The 18,365-nt window shown below is 35.2% G+C and carries 17 protein-coding genes and 1 tRNA gene; 3 read left to right on the top strand and 15 right to left on the bottom strand.

Features of this window, described 5'->3' with window-relative positions:
• Nucleotides 1-261 precede the first annotated feature (261 nt).
• The 4 genes from DL897_RS08855 to DL897_RS08870 all read right to left on the bottom strand — a co-directional run bounded on the left by DL897_RS08855 (nucleotide 262) and on the right by DL897_RS08870 (nucleotide 5,992).
• Nucleotides 262-2,166: an ABC transporter ATP-binding protein gene (locus DL897_RS08855; protein WP_113658795.1), complete on the bottom strand. Its 1,905-nt coding sequence runs from the start codon at nucleotides 2,164-2,166 to the stop codon at nucleotides 262-264.
• 631 nt (nucleotides 2,167-2,797) lie between these two features.
• Entirely contained in the window at nucleotides 2,798-3,781 is a 984-nt protein-coding gene (locus DL897_RS08860; RefSeq protein WP_168188730.1) for a S16 family serine protease, read from the bottom strand.
• Nucleotides 3,782-3,997: 216 nt separating this feature from the next.
• On the bottom strand, nucleotides 3,998-4,978 hold the full coding sequence (locus DL897_RS08865; RefSeq protein ID WP_113658797.1) for an ABC transporter ATP-binding protein: 981 nt from the start codon (nucleotides 4,976-4,978) through the stop codon (nucleotides 3,998-4,000).
• A gap of 12 nt (nucleotides 4,979-4,990) precedes the next feature.
• On the bottom strand, nucleotides 4,991-5,992 hold the full coding sequence (locus tag DL897_RS08870; protein WP_113658798.1) for an ABC transporter permease: 1,002 nt from the start codon (nucleotides 5,990-5,992) through the stop codon (nucleotides 4,991-4,993).
• Nucleotides 5,993-6,389: 397 nt separating this feature from the next.
• Here DL897_RS08870 and DL897_RS18855 point away from each other — a divergent pair, with 397 nt between their 5' ends.
• Nucleotides 6,390-6,521: a hypothetical protein gene (locus DL897_RS18855; protein WP_276308572.1), complete on the top strand. Its 132-nt coding sequence runs from the start codon at nucleotides 6,390-6,392 to the stop codon at nucleotides 6,519-6,521.
• Between the two features lie 487 nt (nucleotides 6,522-7,008).
• Here DL897_RS18855 and DL897_RS18860 read toward each other — a convergent pair whose 3' ends face one another.
• Nucleotides 7,009-7,143, bottom strand: coding sequence for a hypothetical protein (locus DL897_RS18860; protein ID WP_276308573.1), 135 nt, complete (start codon nucleotides 7,141-7,143; stop codon nucleotides 7,009-7,011).
• A gap of 449 nt (nucleotides 7,144-7,592) precedes the next feature.
• Here DL897_RS18860 and DL897_RS08875 point away from each other — a divergent pair, with 449 nt between their 5' ends.
• Nucleotides 7,593-7,778, top strand: a complete 186-nt coding sequence (locus DL897_RS08875) for a hypothetical protein (protein ID WP_113658799.1) — start codon at nucleotides 7,593-7,595, stop codon at nucleotides 7,776-7,778.
• A 304-nt stretch (nucleotides 7,779-8,082) separates the two neighbouring features.
• Here DL897_RS08875 and DL897_RS08880 read toward each other — a convergent pair whose 3' ends face one another.
• The 5 genes from DL897_RS08880 to DL897_RS08900 all read right to left on the bottom strand — a co-directional run bounded on the left by DL897_RS08880 (nucleotide 8,083) and on the right by DL897_RS08900 (nucleotide 11,827).
• The gene (locus DL897_RS08880) at nucleotides 8,083-8,640 is read right to left on the bottom strand and encodes a hypothetical protein (protein WP_113658800.1); all 558 of its coding nucleotides are present in this window, start codon (nucleotides 8,638-8,640) and stop codon (nucleotides 8,083-8,085) included.
• Between the two features lie 333 nt (nucleotides 8,641-8,973).
• A complete protein-coding gene (locus tag DL897_RS18865) occupies nucleotides 8,974-9,114 on the bottom strand; it encodes a winged helix-turn-helix domain-containing protein (RefSeq protein WP_276308577.1) in 141 nt (46 codons plus the stop codon).
• Between the two features lie 533 nt (nucleotides 9,115-9,647).
• Entirely contained in the window at nucleotides 9,648-10,256 is a 609-nt protein-coding gene (locus DL897_RS08890) for a DedA family protein (RefSeq protein WP_113658801.1), read from the bottom strand.
• A gap of 765 nt (nucleotides 10,257-11,021) precedes the next feature.
• Nucleotides 11,022-11,097, bottom strand: a tRNA-Ala gene (locus tag DL897_RS08895).
• 193 nt (nucleotides 11,098-11,290) lie between these two features.
• Nucleotides 11,291-11,827 carry an NAD(P)H-dependent oxidoreductase gene (locus DL897_RS08900; protein WP_113658802.1) on the bottom strand — a complete coding sequence of 179 codons (537 nt, stop codon included), beginning with the start codon at nucleotides 11,825-11,827 and terminating at the stop codon, nucleotides 11,291-11,293.
• Between the two features lie 414 nt (nucleotides 11,828-12,241).
• Between DL897_RS08900 and DL897_RS08905 the strand changes: the two genes are divergently transcribed.
• Nucleotides 12,242-13,534, top strand: a complete 1,293-nt coding sequence (locus DL897_RS08905; protein ID WP_113658803.1) for a homocysteine synthase — start codon at nucleotides 12,242-12,244, stop codon at nucleotides 13,532-13,534.
• Between the two features lie 131 nt (nucleotides 13,535-13,665).
• On the opposite strand, the gene sat is transcribed toward DL897_RS08905, so the two are convergent.
• From sat to DL897_RS08930, 5 genes are read right to left on the bottom strand one after another with little or no spacing between them, the layout of a single operon-like run.
• Complete coding sequence (gene sat / locus DL897_RS08910) at nucleotides 13,666-14,829, bottom strand: sulfate adenylyltransferase (RefSeq protein ID WP_113658804.1); 1,164 nt, start codon at nucleotides 14,827-14,829, stop codon at nucleotides 13,666-13,668.
• Nucleotides 14,830-14,854: 25 nt separating this feature from the next.
• On the bottom strand, nucleotides 14,855-15,583 hold the full coding sequence (locus tag DL897_RS08915; protein WP_113658805.1) for a phosphoadenylyl-sulfate reductase: 729 nt from the start codon (nucleotides 15,581-15,583) through the stop codon (nucleotides 14,855-14,857).
• 17 nt (nucleotides 15,584-15,600) lie between these two features.
• Complete coding sequence (locus tag DL897_RS08920; protein ID WP_113658806.1) at nucleotides 15,601-15,822, bottom strand: DUF3906 family protein; 222 nt, start codon at nucleotides 15,820-15,822, stop codon at nucleotides 15,601-15,603.
• Nucleotides 15,819-17,444: a nitrite/sulfite reductase gene (locus DL897_RS08925; RefSeq protein WP_113658807.1), complete on the bottom strand. Its 1,626-nt coding sequence runs from the start codon at nucleotides 17,442-17,444 to the stop codon at nucleotides 15,819-15,821. Before DL897_RS08925 ends, DL897_RS08920 begins: the two co-directional genes overlap by 4 nt.
• Before the next feature lie 32 nt (nucleotides 17,445-17,476).
• Nucleotides 17,477-18,271 (bottom strand): sirohydrochlorin chelatase, encoded by a 795-nt coding sequence (locus DL897_RS08930; RefSeq protein WP_168188731.1) that lies wholly within the window; start codon nucleotides 18,269-18,271, stop codon nucleotides 17,477-17,479.
• Nucleotides 18,272-18,365 lie beyond the last annotated feature (94 nt).

Consider the following 18,365-nt stretch of genomic DNA (forward strand, 5'->3'; position numbering starts at 1 on the left):
AAGACAAAATATAAACATTGGAAATACGAATAAACAAAGTTTATCTAAGGTAATTAAACCTATGATCAGTCCTGCTATTAATCAAGAAGCATTGAAATTGATTAATTTGTATGTCTTTTGTATAAAAAATGACCTCAAAGGGCAGTTAGATACTCTTTAAGGTCTATTCTTCTGCTTTTTGATTTAATAAATTATTTACCTCTTAGAATAAAGTTATAACTTTATATAGATCATCTGTTCCTAATTCACAGTTATTAATGACTAGTTATCATCACTAATAAATATCCTTCTCGTCTGTATTCGTGTTAGAGGACCCGAACGTATTTGTTCTAAACTGGTTAGTGCTGTCATGATATCTGTATGGAATCCTTCCATGACCTGATCAATATCGGCAGCAAAGTCATCCAACCAATCCAGATTCTCTGGTTCTTCCAGCATATGTTGGGCAAATTGTTGATGAACAAGTCGACGGTAGTAGTCATTATTACTGAGCAATTCATTATGCGTTCCAATACCAGCAACCTTACCATCATTTAATACTACGATTTGATCAGCGTTTCGGATCGTTGAAATTCGATGGGCAATCACAAAGACAATTTTATCTTTAATCAGTGACTCTAACGACTCTTGAATCATTGTTTCCGAATCTCCATCTAAGTTGGCGGTAACTTCATCTAATAATAGTATTTTACAATCTCTTAAAAACGCTCTAGCAATCGCAAGTCTTTGTCTTTGTCCTCCTGATAAGTTACCCCCTTTTTCATCTAAGACCGTATCGTAGTCATCAGGAAGTTTCATAATGAAATCATGAGCATTGGCTAGTTTTGCTGCTTCAATTAGTTCATCATCCGATACATCCTTATCAACACCATAGAGTAGGTTATCTCTTACCGAGCCGGCAATGATAGGACTTTCTTGTGATACATAGCTAAACATTCTTCTCCATAGTCCTAAGTCAAAACGACTTGCATTCTCTCCATCTAAATAAATACCACCTTTTTGCGGAGCATAAAAACGTTCCATCAAAGAGAATAAAGTCGTTTTACCCACTCCACTTGGACCGACAAGAGCTGTCATGGTTCCTGCTTTTGCTTCAAAGGAGATCTTCTTAAGAACTTTTTTGCTTCCATAATTAAATTGGACATCTTTAAAAGCTAATACTTCACAACTTTTTGGTTTCTTTTTCCCTTTAAATATCTTACTTTCACTATCCTCATCTAAGATTTCATAAAGTCTAAACATGGAGCCTTTTGTTTCTTGAAGTTCACCCATAAAGCGGGCTATGACTTCAAAAGGTGTAACGATCTCAAACAAATATAATAAATAAGCAATAAGTTCTCCTGAAGTAATCGCTCCTTGACTAACTCGATATGCACCATATCCTACAATTAATATAACCACACCATAGATAAATGTACTCATTAAAGGAGATAATAAAGACTCAATCTTAGCTCTTTTTAGCCCGAAGGAAAACAACGAATTTACATAATCCTTCCCTTTTTCAGCTTCATCTTTCTCTGTATTACTCGTTTTAACTAAGTGTACAACGCCTACCAACCCTGTTACATAACCACTAAATTCAGACATTTTATCTTGATATTCCTTTGAGATTTTAGCAATAATTCTACTAACAGGAATAACAATTAAGAAAATAAGTGGTAGGGACCCCAGTAAAACTAATGTAAGTGGAACATCGAGTACAAATAGAAAAATAGCTGATCCAACAGCCTGTAATACACCTGCTATAAACTCTGCAATATCAGAAGAGAGTAGCTCACTCACGACGGAGGTATCATTGATCACTCTACTTGATACCTCCCCAGCCTTGTTCTTCTTATAGAAAGGCATAGGGAGTTGTAAAAGCTTACTCCACGTCTTTTCTCGCAAATTTCTTACTACAGATAATCCTACATATGAGAGTAGATACATGGAAATGGTTCCTAACGCTATTTGTAAAACCACCAGTAGTAGAGCTGGAACAAGATCAATAAAGGAAAATCCTCCTTTTAAGCCTTCCACTATATCTTTGATAAAGAGAGGAATTAGTAGCCCTACACCTGTATTTGCTAGTGTTAATACGATTCCAAGGATTAATTGTTTCTTCGGTGGAGTCGTGGTCTTCCATAGCCAGCCAAAATTCACTTCCCTTTTAAGACCTTTTGCCATCTTGATGCCTCACTTTCTATCCTAAGACAACATCTGGGATCGATTATTTGCAATAAATATAAATAGCCGAATTAAATATAATACTAATTTAATTAAATGGATATGGTAGTTTAATTATTAATTATTTTTTATGTATATTTTCATTGTTAAGGTTAGCATATTTTTGAATATTGAACAACTAATCATATGTAAAAAACTAACGGTCGCCCCATTCCTATGGCGACCGCTACTTATTACTACTATGACTCAACGAATTTAATTTCACTAGATAAAATTGTAAAACTACGATCATAGACCAATTTTAAATATACTAGTTATTTTTTCTTTCTAGCTTTTTTTGCCTTATAACCAAAGTAGGTACTTAACCCAATAAATGATCCAAACAAAGCTACTCCTCTGAGAGCCAATTTGATCAATGAAATTCCCTCCCTATTACTCTAATTTTTTGTCTAATATTTATCCACTTTGACTAGTCAATTCCCTTACAATTTTTAATTGTAATTCAAATACAATTATATTTTAATTCAATTATAGTATTGGGTCAATTTAAAAGAGATGGATAAATTAAAAGGGAGGATGAGTATTCATAATAACGGGATTATAAAAGTATAACCTGGTAAATCGCCTTCATTTATTTCATATTCCGCAAATACTCCACTGCTTCATCCAGTGTTGCTACAGGAACAACCTTGACTTTTATGTCATACTTCTTTACAGTCTCTTGAGCTAACTTTGCATTTTCTTTCGGACAGAAGAACACTTTAACACCAGTATCTATTGTACTAAGTACCTTATAGTTTTCGCCTCCAATGATTCCTACTTTTCCATCCGCAGAAATGGTCCCAGTCCCTGCAATTTTATTTCCTTTGGTTAAGTCCTCTGGTAAAAGCTCATCTAAAATGTCCAATGTCATCATTAACCCTGCAGAGGGACCACCTAGATCTAACTTTTTAAAATTTACTTTAACTGGAGATTGAAACTCCGCTTTCTGCTTTACGCTTAATCGAAGATTAAGGTCATCTATTTTTTGTCCATTTTGTTCTACTAACTTTGTTTTTACTTCAAGTGTTTCTTCTCCACGAAGGATCTGATAAGTAACTGTATCTCCTACCTTCTTCTTCTCATAGTATTTTATTAAATCTGGTAAGAAAAATTCTTCTGAGCTTTTGAGTGATATCCCATCAATTGCTTGAAGCAAGTCTCCCTTCTTTATGCCGTATTTCGTGTCATCTTTGAGTACTTCCCATCCCTTATGTTCATACTTAACATCTTTCCCAGCTTTACGAATGGCAGCTGTCATTGCACTTAGTTTAGAATTTTCTAAGTCAGCCTTTCCTTTCTCTACATCCATCTTTTGCTCATCTAATGGTGGCATCGGCTCTACTTTTATAATCCCCGTAAAGCTAAACAAATAGGAAATAGCATTTGCCGGACCTTGTTCAAAAGACGTGATATAGTAGTCACCTTTTGATTTTGTTCCTTGATCAACTTGAATCATTTCTTTCGTATTTAGCATTTCCCCAGGTGTAATAACCATATATCCCGGAATGGGTATATATATTGATGCAATCCCCAGTAAGACAAGAATCACTATACTTATCAATAATTTTTTCATCTTCATTCTCCTTACTTTTGATTAAGTGAAAATTTAGTTTTCAATTTCCTTTAAAAATATTACCAAGATAATTCCTCTACTACAAGTATAAACCTTATACCTAAATAGAAAGAAGAGTTATAAACTTAATTAATTATTACAGTTAGATACTTTAAAGTAAATGGGCTGACTTAGAAAAACCCAAATGTCAGCCCATTTACTTTAAAGTATTAAGATTTATTTTTCAGTTACCTCTAGGAATTTCTCTTCTAAGGACTTCGTATTTTGCTGAATATTATATACATGAATACCATAAGTCACTAGTAAAGCATTGATTTTAGGAATCTCTTGGTGTTTGATCATCAGTGTCAATTTATTATTATCTGTTACAAATTCCTTATCCGGAAAATGCTCTTGTAGTAAACGTATAGCTACATCAATCGGCTTTATTTCAAAAGTTACCTCACGTTCTTCATCATCGCTCGAAGTAAAATCTTTTACATTCTGAATCTGGATGAGTTCACCTTTTTGAATGATTGCTACACGATCACACATTAATTCCATCTCTGTTAGTAAGTGACTTGAAACTAAAACAGCTAAATTCTCTTCATGGGCTAGCTTGCGTAAATGATTACGTAATTCATGAATACCAGCAGGATCTAAACCGTTTGTAGGCTCATCAAGGATCAGAAGGGAAGGGCGATGAAGTAAAGCTTGAGCTAGTCCTAAACGTTGTCTCATTCCCAAAGAGTAGGTTTTCACTTTTGAATGGATCGCATGTTTCAAGTCTACTAATTCAACAACTTCATCAATTCTCTTTTTATCTACATCATTCATCCGTGCAAAATGCTTTAAATTCTGATAACCAGTTAAAAACTTATATAAGTCTGGGTTTTCAACAATCGACCCCACGTGTGCAATCGCTTTTTCAAATTCCTTTTTGATACTATGACCACAAATAAAGACATCACCTTCAGATATATTGGTTAAACCAACCAACATCCGTATTGTCGTCGTTTTACCTGCACCGTTGGGCCCCAGAAAACCAAAAACTTCGCCTCTTTTGATTTCAAAGTCTAGTCCTTTTACTAGTAGCTTCCCTTTAACTTCTTTTTTTAAATTAATAATTTTCAAAGCTGGGGTCGAATTTTTTCCTTTTTTTTTGGAGCTAACTTTTGAACTCGCTTTTTTAGTTGTATTTTTCGTTTTTATACTCATAGAGATGTCCTCCTAAGTAGAAATATCTCTTTTCTTAAAAGTGATAAAAGCGGTAAGAAGAAAAGCTAAGTAGTAGATCGCCAATATTGTAAGAGAAAAATTAATCGTAATTCCTTTAAGCGGTGGTTTAAGTCCATCTAAATACCAGTTTAAATCCATATGGGTAAAGAGAACATATTTAGCCCAAGTATACTTCTTAGAAATCAAATAACCACTCAAGTCAGGACCTAGTAAACTAACAAATAGTGCTAAGGCCATAGCAAATGGAGAACTACGAAGGACCGTAGATAACATAAATGCAAGAGAAGCTGTAACTAGAGCTATAATTAAATTAAACATTATTTTTTCACTTAGATAAGGTAAAAAGTCTGTTTGCGCCACTTTGTCTTTTTTTAGATACAGGAAGGTTCCATCTATCCCGTCAAAACCTATGAATATGGCTCCTACTATAAAATGAAATACAATAAATAGGATAGTAAATAAACATAACATCATAACGGTTGTTAAATATTTAGATAGTAAAATCTTAATTCTATTTACAGGTCTAACCATTAATAACTTAATAGTACCCATAGAAAACTCACTAGATACTATACTTGAACTAATAATAATAGACATTATTACAACAACAGCCATGGTATTTGTGGAAGTCATTAAATATGTTTGAATCCCATTTTCTTTAATATTATGTTTGATTCGATATTCGTAGTATTTTAGATCACCTTGTTTAATAGCAAGTTCTTCATCCTCTGGACTAACATTTTCATTATCATTCCCCTCTTCAGCTTCCTTCGCTGCTTTTTCTTCCGCTTTGGCAACTTCCTCTTCGATCTTAATTTTTTTCTCCGCTGTTTCTTGTTTCCATCTTTCAGGATTCTTATATGGCTCATATGCCTTTTTACCAATTATAGCCATACTAACAGCAACTATTAAGAGAATACCAATCATCACCCAAGTCCCAATTTTACTAAATAATTTCATATGTTCATTTTGTATTAGCCTAAATATTTTCACTATAGTTTATCCTCCCTCTATTATGTCTCAATTATATTATATTTGTTTTCTGTCACAATGCATTATTCTGACTCAACTTTCGTCTAAATTTCATTTGGCAACTAGTCTATAAGGTTTAGCGACTTCTTTTAGTTTTTTTGAATTTATATATGATAGATTCTTTAGAAAAAATATAATAATATTCTATATTTAGTGAATATATATTATCTATTGATTAATTATACTATTGACTATATAATGAATTTATATTATATTTAACTAAGAAGGCTAAGCATATTACCTAAGCAAAACCTTATTTACTATCATCAAGTGTATATGAACAATACTTTAATTAGCATTTCGCTTAGTCATCAAATAATAGGTTTTAACCAATTTTAACATGGCGAGGTGCTTATTTATGTGGATAGGGAACTTGTGGAAAATAGGCAAAGGTCTTTGGAATAGTGGGTTTGGGAGAAGAGCTCGTACCTGGCTAGGTGGATTTGGCTGGGGATGGAGTGCTAATAATCATTACAATAAGCGTAAATAGTTATACCCAATACTATAAGTTATAAAGCTAATATATAGCGTTTAATAATCTTAATTAGGTATACTTTAATCTAATTCCCCAATAGGGAATTAGATTATTTTCTATTTTTCATAAACAATCCTTTCGCAAAAAGAATTTACCTTTTTATCTTAACGAATAACCCTAATAACCACTCATTATTCAGATCATTAATAATTTATCAAAATGAATGTTTACAATCACCAACCATTATGATAAATCAATATATAGAAGAAGCATTCCTAATCAAATGAAAGGTGGCTGTTTAAAAATGCGCATAGAAAAGTCAATTGGATTTTTCAAAAAGGTACTTCAATTATTTACCGCTTCTGTATCAGTTAAATATAAAAAGGGAACTCGCTTTTAACAAGAAGAATTACAAATTGATATAACAAAAAAGAATGGTTTTTCTAAATGAAAACCATTCTTTTTTTACATTCATTTTTATTCAACTATCTTTATCTATAACTTAGCAATAGTGTCTTCTTTTCTTAGTAACTTTACGAACGGTTTTTCTAGGTTTAAAGTAACGCTTAAAGAATGCATTCCAATCAATTCTCCAGTTGATCGGTAAATAAATCCAAGTTGTATTCCATTTACTCATTATGATCTATCCTTTCAATTCAATATATATGAATATATATTTCCATTCTAAAAACTAATCAAATTAATGTCAAGAGTTTATTTTTTGGATATATAGCGTAAATCACTCAAGTTAGTATATTCATTTATAGATAAAATAAAATGATAGTTATGAATACATAATATTACCTTAAATAAAATATAACATTGTCATCTTGGATTAAACTTTCTTTACAAAATGGAACACAAATATAGAAATAGTTCGATCATTGCATATTGACTAATTTGGGATTTTTATTCAAAATACAATATAAATCAAACCTAGATTATTATTAATAATATGTAACTGGGTCGTATTAAATTACTTATTTTATGTGCGAAATCTTCATGTTTTATTAATGTCTAATAGTACTTTATCTATATTTTATGCGGGGAAACTTTTAATTAATTTCTCAGAAAAGAGGTGTTAAGATGTTAGAGTTGCTAATACCCATTATCACTTTAATCGGATTATTCCTATGTATTTTTTTAACCTATCACTTCTTTGAAGAAGGAAAAAAACGAAATTCGAAATTGAATATTTTCCTTGGAGTTATCTTCTTATTAGCTACGATTGGAATACTTGCCTATAAAATATATTGGAGCTTTATTCGATGATCTTTACTATCATCTACTAACTATGAGACTAAATTATAAGGAAAATTACTATTCTTATTCTTTTTTAGTGCTTATATTATTAACCGCCTGTGAGGCAAATTTCACCACCTCCAACCCTGTGGGGTCTTGGATCTTTAAAAAGGAGCAATGTGAATCCGAAATTGCCCTACTCTAGTTAAAATTGAAAAGACCCTTCAAAAGCACAAAAAACCCCAAATCGATGGGGTTTTTTTCATTACTTTATTATCTACTTCTATAACTCTCTTAATTCCCTCAGTAAATCCCTATCTTTGTCATTAGATAACTAATAGGCTGGCAACACCATTTCCTCTTTTATTTCTTCCCAATTTATCTCGTTCTCTGCATTTGGAGGAGAACTTTTTTGAAAGCTGACTGATCCCATATCTTTGTAAGAAAGGTCTAAGAACCATTTATTATCTAAAGAAACTAGACCAACCAATACACCATTTGTTAACTCTTGAATATCATTAGATGGAACTCCCTTTGCTACTAATTTAGATCCTTCTTCAAGTGGTAACTTAACAATATAATGCTTGTAGGTATCTGTTTGCGGACGATATGGATTTTCTGCTATTAATAATTTTACTTCTTCCCTAATAAACTTTGATTTGGTAAGGTTTCCTGATATCTTTTTAATATTCTTTTGTAGCCATCCTTGTCGATATGGACTAGTATATACAACCATCGATTCTAATTTATAAATCTCTGTTAGATTACCTGAAGTGGCTTTTTTAATAATATCAGTAAGAACTGCATCAGGTGAACTTTGTGGATTACTACTACATGCTGATGAAAAAAGTAAAATAGCTATAATTAAAATATGTAGGCCAAGCTTTTTCATATAGCTCCTCCTAATGATTGAAACAATATTTTTCATGCTTTCTACTCACTTCTAGCTTTAGAAATATCTTATGATTCATTCAAATAATGGTAAACTAACATAAAGTCTATTATACTTACCTTGTTATATTACAGTCAATATTTAATCCTATCATTTTTATAAATTAACAATTTATTAAGGTATAATCACAATATTCATTCCTAACTCTAAGGTTTCATTATACTTTAGAAGAGTCAAATCTTTGGGGTGTTCTACGAGAAAGCTAAATTAATCTAATTCGACTCCACTCTAAGAGATGGGTTTTCCTTCTATGACCTTATCTTATCCATTTTCTTACGGCTGCACTTTATACCCCATTAAAATTAATACGGGGTTTTTCGTATCTATTTCGGTTTTTTCTCTTAACTTCCTAATATGCACAACCACTGTATTATTCGATATAATCATTGGCTCATTCCATACTTCTTGATAAATTTACTCTGAGCTAAATACCACACCGGGCTTATGAGATAATAAAACCAAGATATCAAATTCATGCGGGGTGAGTTGAATCTCTTTTCCCTTGCAAAAGACATGCCTTTTTGCCGTATCAATGGTGACATGCTGAATGGAGATAATTTTTACAAATTCCCACAAACAATCTTAATAATTGGTCCCTAAAGTCAATAAAAAAGGCTAAAAGAGCAATAATTCATACGAATCAATTGCACTATTAGCCACGCCTTTACTGAAAGGAAAACTTATCCCAATATCTTGATCTCTCAAATTGTTTCGCTTTTCTAATTTCACATAAGCCATGATTTCTCTCATTCTTCTAATTAGTGGTTTTCCTTTTCCGTTTCACTCTCGTTGTTAAAAAACAAGCAAAAGTCCTTACCGGAAAAGGAAAATCTATATTGTCGATAGTCTGATATAGTCCTAGACATATCCAAAATCGAACACAAAATTTGCTATAAAGGAATTTTGCAATGAAGATTATGACATTTCTGCATGACTATAGATTAAGTTTATTGAGAGCGAAGACGGCGAACATACCAGATCCCTGCTACAACGAGCAATATACCAATAATCACGATCACAACATTCTGGTAGATACTGATATACTCCATCACCTTAGACCATTGTGCACCGAGTGCAGCACCTAAATTTACTAGGATCAAATTCCAAATAAGTGATCCAATGGTAGTAAAAAACAAAAAAACAAGAAAGTTCATTTTAGCCATACCTGCAGGAATCGAGATCAAACTACGTACAATGGGAACCATTCGACAGAAAAATACAGTCCAGATCCCATACTTTTCAAACCAACCGTACGCTTTATGAATATCCTCTCTCTTTGTTCTGAGTATATGTCCCCAACGATCAACAATTCGTTCCATACCTTCTAAATCAAGCAATCTTCCAATATAGTAAAGGATAATTGCTCCTACAACAGCACCTACAGTCGAAGCGATCACAACACCAGTAATGGTTAAATCAGACTTCGTAGTCATAAAGCCACCAAAAGATAGAACAATTTCTGATGGGATAGGTGGAAATAGGTTTTCTAATGCGATCATTAGAAAAACACCAAAGTAACCAAACCGTTCCATAAATTCGATAATCCAGCTTTCCATCTTTATAACCTCCGGATTGCTTAGTCATATAAAATACCGCAAGCGCCTTTCATTAAGTTATAACGGCAAACATTCATCCAATTACAACCACCCACAATTATCCTAATTTTCCCCGAATCAATAGCTTCTTTAAGCTCTACAAATAGTCATATCTGATCAATACAGCATCATTTATCTATCAAGTAAGATTTTTCACTTACAACCATTCGTACAGCTTTATGATCAGAGATGAGAAGAAACTACAGACATTCTCTACTAGGTCATCCTGTGCACCTAGTTTACGCAAACACTTCGATTATAGATCCCTGTTTCTCCGGATTAAGTTTATCAAAAAGCATATTGCTACAACAAGGTAGTTTTTTTGAACATAAAACGAAATGATAACCTAATCTATATTGCAAAACGACAGACCCTATTTTTTAAACACTATTCAGTAAGTTTAACTCATCATTTTTGATCATATTAAATATCCTATTCACCTATCATTCTAGTTACTCCAGCTGCTATTAAGCTCACTAGGCAAATTTAAATCTTTAATATAATCATATTTCAGGACCATCAATACAACCCGGTCAGTACTATCAGTGATATCGACTTAAGTTTATCTGCTATTCACAAAAATTTTCTTTATTATTCTATTCCTATGACTAGTAGTCAGAAATTAGTATCATACTTGAAAAAATATGATTTACCCACTCATTTAAACACAAAAAAAGACACCCTTTCTATAAAGATCAGATGTCTTAAAAATGTCTGTAGACAATTTGGTGGAGCATAGCGGGCTCGAACCGCTGACCTCTACACTGCCAGTGTAGCGCTCTCCCAGCTGAGCTAATGCCCCATATATAGTTAGCAACAATTCTATTCTATGATAATGAAATTGGATTGTCAAGAAGTTCATTGTCTATTATATTCATGACCTAAGCCATTATCCAATAATTCATGATATTTTTTCAAAAAATTCCTCCCCAACTTTAGGGAAGGTTTATGAGTTCGGCTCAGCGGGTACTGCCATTAAGCTTTAACTCATCAAGTTAAGCAATAGGAGTAGCGCTCACTTCCAAAATATGCTCCACATAACGCTTGGCACTTTCTTGTATTTCTTGATGGGTAGCGTTAACTGCATTGTAAAATTGGAATGAAGGTAAAAAGTTCATACCAATTAAACGAGCTAATGCTTGATAGGGACAAATAATCTCCTCCATGGTTAGAGCATGTAATCCATTAGGCTGATAATCTTCCTCTTTTGCTCCCATCGACATTGCTAGTAGTAACTCCTTACCGCGTAGTTTATCTCCTTCGCTTCCATTCCACAGATAAGTTAATACTTCATCTTGCCATTTCTTTAATATGGATGGAGGTTGAAACCATAACAGCGGGAATTGAAAGACGATCCGATCATGTCGGAGTATTAATTCACGCTCATAATAGATATTGATCTGGCCAGTTGGATACATAGCTTGTAGGTTATGTACTGTCACATAAGGACTTTTTCGTAATTCTTCGACCCAACAGCGACTTACTCTTGAATGTTCATAATCTGGATGGGCTACTAATACTAGTATTTTCATAATGAATCCCCTTCTAGGAAAATGGAAGTATTCTCCCAAATAATATCATCCCATCAACTATTATAAAGATTCAATTGTTAAATGTTTCACATAACATGACACAAAAATATGAACTTTTGACTTGTTAATTAATATATTCATTGAGATCGTTTCTTAATTAACCACTTATCGCTTACCCACTTACTTCTCTGAGTCAAATGAATATTACTTGATTAATAAAGATTCTTATCTATTACAAATCTATGATAAACTAATCATGATCGATCTATTGATCAGGTCCTCTAGCTTCATTACTCTACTAATAGAACGAATTTTCCTACTTGAATTATGATTTCTTTTCGATTAATATTGACTAAACAGATGGGAATTTAATGTTTTATAACCCGATATATTACATATACAGGAGATGATTACATGGATCAACAGAAGAAATGGCATCCCGAAACATTAGCTTTACACGCTGGACAAGAGCCTGACCCAACCACCCGTTCTCGAGCCGTTCCTATTTATCAAACTTCTTCTTATACTTTTGATTCTCCAGAGCACGCAGCCAATCTTTTTTCTTTGGCTGAACCTGGGAATATATATACACGTATTATGAATCCAACACAGGACGTTCTTGAGCAACGTATCGCTGCACTAGAAGGCGGAATTGGAGCTTTAGCTGTTAGTTCTGGTCAAGCAGCCACCACTTACGCGATCTTAAACCTTGCGCACAGTGGAGATGAGATCATCGCTTCAAGTAGTTTATATGGTGGAACTTATAATCTATTTCATCACACTTTATCCAAGTTAGGAATCCAAGTCAAATTTGTCGATTCGAGTGATCCGGAAAACTTTAAACATGCCTTAACAAGTAGAACCAAAGCTATTTTTGCTGAAGCCCTCGGGAATCCTAAGTTGGATATATTAGATATCGAGGCAGTTGCCAAGATTGCTCATGAAGCTGAAATTCCACTCATCATCGATAATACGGTAGCATCTCCTTATCTTCTCCAACCCATCCAATTTGGTGCAGATATTGTCGTCCACTCTGCCACGAAGTTTATCGGTGGACACGGGACTTCCATCGGGGGTGTTATAATTGATTCGGGTCAATTCACTTGGAAAGAAAATAAATTCCCCGACTTTACAGAACCTGATCCCAGTTACCATGGACTTTCTTATACGAAAGATATTGGTGCTTCCGCTTTTATCATGAAAGCTCGTCTACAATTATTAAGAGATGTTGGAGCAGCTATTTCTCCATTTAATGCTTTTCTACTCCTTCAAGGGCTGGAAACATTACATCTGCGTATGGAGCGTCATAGCCATAATGCTTTACAAGTTGCCAAATTCTTAGAGACTCATCCCCATGTCGAATGGGTTAACTATCCAGGGCTCGAAAGTTATTCGAATTATGAGTTGGCTCAGAAATATTTACCGAATGGGCAAAGTGCGATTCTTACATTTGGGATTAAAGGCGGGTATGAGGCAGGTAAGAAATTGATTCATGAGCTCCAACTTTTCTCTCATTTGGCTAACATTGGAGATGCCAAATCGCTTGTGATTCATCCAGCCAGTACGACACATCAGCAATTAACAGAAGCAGAGCAGCGTGCATCGGGTGTCTCACCTGAGCTTGTCCGTCTATCCGTTGGACTCGAAGCAGTTCAAGATATTATCGAAGACTTAGATCAAGCATTAAGGAAAAGTCAAAGTAATTAGTTAATAGTCGTTTCTTCTACTATTATTACTGATAAAAAATGGGTTTCTCTTTCACTCATATCCTAAGAGAAACCCATTCTTTCATATTAAACTTCCTTCTATATTTTTAAATTCATGGATGATCTAGCTTTCTAAAAAACGGTCTGTTTTTCCCGTAAACCATTAATAAGGACTTGAATCACTTCAGGACGTGAGAATTCAGGCGGTGGCATTTCTCCTGCATAAAGCATTTTCCGTACTTTAGTGCCTGATAAAATGACATGATTCTCTGAAGGATGTGGACATGTTTTATATGAAGCCATTCCTGCACACTTCTTACAATAAAAGCTATGCTCGAAAAATAGAGGAGTAATTCCTAATTCTTCTGCTGTAAACTGATCAAAAATCTTCTGAGCATCATAGGTTCCGTAATAATCGCCTACACCAGCATGATCTCTCCCTACGATAAAGTGGGTACAACCATAATTTTTCCGTGCAAGTGCGTGAAATATAGCTTCCCTAGGTCCTGCATAACGCATTGCTGCTGGGAAAACTCCTAGAAATACACGTTCTGTAGGATAATATTCTCTCAATATAACTTCATAACTTTTAAGTCTTACATCTGCTGGTATATCATCAGCTTTAGTCGCACCTACGAGCGGATGCAAAAATAGACCATCAACCGTTTCTAAAGCTGATTTTTGAATATACTCATGTGCTCGATGAACAGGGTTACGAGTTTGAAAGCCAACAACCTTATTCCAGCCTCTTTCGGCAAATATTTTGCGTGTTACCACTGGATCATAGTAATGCTTCGCAAACACACCAAAATTCGGGCGATTTAAGAGCCAAACTGCTCCACCTACATATAATGAACTTTGACCATCCAGACGAGCTACGCCTGGATGGTTTTTGTCATCAGTTCCAAATACCTTTTTAGCTTCTTCGCCAAGATCGACATCATACACACTTTCGACTTGAACCACTGCGAGGATAAGACCTTGAGAATCCTTCAAGGTCAGATATTCTGCATGGCGAATGATTTCTTCCTGCTCTTCTGGAACAGGTAAGGTAATAGGAATACTCCAAACTGTACCATCTTTTAGTCGCATATAGTCACGAACCGAACGATAATCTTGCTCGTTCATAAAACCTGTTAATGGAGAAAAAATTCCGGTCGCTATGCAAACTAAATCAGCGCAAGTTACATCAGAAACAGTAATAGAAGGAAAATCGGATACTTTCTCCAGCCACTTTTCTCTTTGTTCTCCATCAAGTACACGATGCACCAATGTACCTCCATGTGGTGTAACCATGTAAAAACTCCCTTTCTTTTTCTATCTATTTCGATTCCAGCGGTGTATTATGCAGTCCACACTCTATCTTTTGTGTTCCAGCCCACCGACCAGCCCGTGGATCTTCGCCTGGACGAACAGGACGTGTACAGGGGAAACAACCAATACTTGGATAATTCTGGTCATGCAGAGGGTTATAAGGAATTTGATGTTCGTAGATATAATTCCAAACCTGCTTTGTATCCCAAAAGGCAAGTGGATTGATCTTCACTAAGCCAAAAGTCTGATCATACTCGATCACCTCTGTATTGGCACGGGTCGGAGATTGCTCGCGGCGAATTCCAGTAATCCATCCTTCAAATCCTTGTAAATAGTTTCGAAGCGGCTCTACCTTTCTAATTCGACAGCAGATATCAGGACTTTTCTCCCACAGTTTCTCTCCATGTTCTGTTGCTTGTTGTTTAAGAGAGAGCACTGGTGATACACGAGTAAATTCCTTTTGAAAATATTCGTGTAAACGATCACGAATTTCGTAGGTTTCAGAAAAATGGAGATCCGTATCTAAATAAAAAATATCGACATCAGGATCTACTTTCAGTAACATATCAACCAATGCTACATCTTCGTAACCAAAGCTACAAGCAAGTGTAAAAGCTGAAGCACCTAAACGATCGATTCCCCACCGAATAATCTCAGTAGGATGTTCATCTTTGAAGTCTATAGCTGCTTGTTGTAAATCCTCTATGAGTAAATCGTTCTTTAGATTTTGTCCCATAAAATCTCCTCCCTTTTTTATACAGTTGGATCAATCACATAGCCTGCGCCTGACCGAATACGTTTCTTCTCCAATAGCAACCATTCTTTCACCTTTGGACTTACCAGCATATATCGTTCTAACTCTTTTTCAGCTGTATCAAATGCTTTTTCATCTGAGGAAGCTACTACAACAAGATGAAATGTTTTTTCTTCCCCTTCTACCTGTATGCGATAGAGATATAACTCTTGCTGGCTCATCCAGAAACCTCCTGATTTAATAGATAATCTAAGCGCTCTTGGAAAGGCTCTACCCCCACACGTTCCATAAACTGAGTAAATGTCTCATTGGACTGCTTTTGTTCCTTAAAAAGTAAAACCAATCCTTTTAACACATGAGGCACATCATCTGACTTTACACGTCCTTTTAGTTGTGTATTAAATTGACCATCACCATGTAAATGTCCACCGATCGAGATGGTATAAGCTTCAACCATCCCCTCTTTTGTACGCATCTTTCCACCCAATAGTCCAATATCCGCAATTTGCTGTTGTCCACAAGAGTTTGGGCAACCGTTCACATGTAAACGGATGGGCTGGTCGATTTCAATTTCTTGATCCAAAAATTCAGCAGTACGTCGCATTAGTTCTTTGGTTTCTGTAAGTGCTAAGTTACAAAATTCAATACCCGTACATGAAACAGCATAGCCTGTAAAAGGCTTTGGTTGAGGAGTTAAACGTTGTAATAATGGTTCTTTCAGTAGTTCATCCAATTGATCCTTAGGAACATCAGGGATAATGATATTTTGTGTATTGACTGTTCGTAAGCTTCCGGACCCATATTGATCAGCAAGATCAGCAAGTTGGAAAAACTCTTCTGCTGATGTTCGACCGACTGGAATGTTTAATCCGACATAATAATAACCATCTTGTTTTTGACGGTGTACACCATTAAAATAACCCGCATTCCAACCTACTGTTTTATCCATTCCACGTGTTGGATAGGGACCGATAATTTCTGTTAGCACTTCGAGAAATTTATCAACTCCCCAGTCCGCTACTAAAAACTTCAGCCGTGCCTTATGTCGTTTTTCTCGATAACCATGGTCGCGGAAAACTTCCGTAATTCCCTTTGCTACTTCAACTACTTGTTCGGGACGTACAAAAATATTAAGCTGTTTTGCCAAATGGGGACGATTTGATAAACCACCCCCTACCCAAACATGGAACCCAATTACTTCTTCTCCATCAATTTCTTTCACTGCAGGGGTAAAGGATAAATCGTTAATTTGAGCATTTCCTGGATTATATATGCTAGATGAGATCGAAATTTTGTACTTACGTGGGAGATTGGAAAATTCCCGATTTAATAGAAAAGCCTTTTCTAATTCTGCAACAATGGGTCGTGTATCAATAAGCTCATTGGGGTCAATTCCAGCTAAAGCATTACCTACGATGGTTCGCGGGCAGTCTCCACACGCTTCCCATGAATATAAGCCTACTTCACCTAATCGCTTAAATATGTCTGGAAAATTTTCAATTTGGAGCCAATGATATTGCACGGCTTGACGTGTGGTTACATCAATCAGCCCTCTACCATAATCTTGGGATAGAGAAGCTAATACCCGTGCTTGCTGGCTCGTAAGTAATCCACTTGGGATACGTATACGTAACATAAAGTACCCATCTGACTTCGGTCTTTGTTGATAAACGCCAGCCCATTTAAATAAACTAAACTTCTCCTCTGGAATTGAAGAAAATCCCTCTTTTGCATAGATATGGATGATATCGTTAATAATGTCTAATCCATCTTGTTCTAGTTTCAATCGTTCCACTTGATTTAATTGATCAGCTTGTTCAGCCCATGCCCATTGTTTAGCCAATTTCATCTACTCCTTTATAACAAAGTTCTAAATTACTGATATAAAGCGTATTGCCAAAAATAAGGGTATTTCATTGGTTCTACCTGATTAGGTAGTTCCATCTGATTCAACCGATTGGAGAATACATCAACTAATAGATCATCCGCACCGAGATAATGGCACATCTGTAGTGAAATAGACGGAACCTTCTTTTTTTGTATTTCCAGTTTCTCTTTCATTCGCCTCATGATCACCCCCGTGAATAATAAATATGGTAGAATAATGACTTCTTTCGCTCCTAAAGTAATACACCGCTCAATTCCTTCTTCAAAACTTGGATAAGTTACGCCGTAATAAGCTACTTCCACCCACTGCACTGCGCTTTTTTCCCAAAACATCCGAGCTATTTTATATAATTCACTATTAGCATCCAAGTCACTAGATCCTCGACCTACAATCAAAACTGCCGTTTGCTTACTAGGATACGGTTGTACCAAATACAGCTGATTCATCAGTATTGGTAACATTCCTTTGTCCGAACCGATAGGCTGACCATAGTCAAATTGAATATGGGGGTATTTTTGGTGTGCTTTTGCTATCGCTTGCGGTATATCTACTTTGGCATGACCTGCTGCGAAAAGCATGATCGGAAGCAGTCTGATTCGCTTAGCTCCTCGTCTAACACAACGATCGATACCCTGTGGAATATTTGGTGATACCCATTCTAAAAAACAAGTTTCGATGATGGGTGCATCCAGTTGCAGAGCTACTTTCTTAGTAAAAAGTAATAATTCCTTATTAGCTTTAGATACTCTGCTACCATGTCCTATAAAAAGTACAGCTTCCACTTCACTCCCCCTCCTATACAAATCATCCATTCAATCATCTCTCTGCTCGACATCATCGGTCATATGGTGAAGTGCCTTCACTATGATCCTTTAT

It is taken from the genome of Thermoflavimicrobium daqui, from assembly GCF_003313465.1.
Taxonomy (GTDB): Bacteria; Bacillota; Bacilli; order Thermoactinomycetales; family Thermoactinomycetaceae; genus Thermoflavimicrobium; species Thermoflavimicrobium daqui.

What these genes read in the sequence shown, in the direction of transcription:
- DL897_RS08855 (WP_113658795.1), bottom strand. Translation starts at nt 2,166, where the DNA reads ATGGCAAAAGGTCTTAAAAGGGAAGTGAATTTTGGCTGGCTATGGAAG.
- DL897_RS08860 (WP_168188730.1), bottom strand. Translation starts at nt 3,781, where the DNA reads ATGAAAAAATTATTGATAAGTATAGTGATTCTTGTCTTACTGGGGATT.
- DL897_RS08865 (WP_113658797.1), bottom strand. Translation starts at nt 4,978, where the DNA reads ATGAGTATAAAAACGAAAAATACAACTAAAAAAGCGAGTTCAAAAGTT.
- DL897_RS18855 (WP_276308572.1), top strand. Translation starts at nt 6,390, where the DNA reads ATGTGGATAGGGAACTTGTGGAAAATAGGCAAAGGTCTTTGGAATAGT.
- DL897_RS18860 (WP_276308573.1), bottom strand. Translation starts at nt 7,143, where the DNA reads ATGAGTAAATGGAATACAACTTGGATTTATTTACCGATCAACTGGAGA.
- DL897_RS08875 (WP_113658799.1), top strand. Translation starts at nt 7,593, where the DNA reads ATGTTAGAGTTGCTAATACCCATTATCACTTTAATCGGATTATTCCTA.
- DL897_RS08880 (WP_113658800.1), bottom strand. Translation starts at nt 8,640, where the DNA reads ATGAAAAAGCTTGGCCTACATATTTTAATTATAGCTATTTTACTTTTT.
- DL897_RS08890 (WP_113658801.1), bottom strand. Translation starts at nt 10,256, where the DNA reads ATGGAAAGCTGGATTATCGAATTTATGGAACGGTTTGGTTACTTTGGT.
- DL897_RS08900 (WP_113658802.1), bottom strand. Translation starts at nt 11,827, where the DNA reads ATGAAAATACTAGTATTAGTAGCCCATCCAGATTATGAACATTCAAGA.
- DL897_RS08905 (WP_113658803.1), top strand. Translation starts at nt 12,242, where the DNA reads ATGGATCAACAGAAGAAATGGCATCCCGAAACATTAGCTTTACACGCT.
- sat (WP_113658804.1), bottom strand. Translation starts at nt 14,829, where the DNA reads ATGGTTACACCACATGGAGGTACATTGGTGCATCGTGTACTTGATGGA.
- DL897_RS08915 (WP_113658805.1), bottom strand. Translation starts at nt 15,583, where the DNA reads ATGGGACAAAATCTAAAGAACGATTTACTCATAGAGGATTTACAACAA.
- DL897_RS08920 (WP_113658806.1), bottom strand. Translation starts at nt 15,822, where the DNA reads ATGAGCCAGCAAGAGTTATATCTCTATCGCATACAGGTAGAAGGGGAA.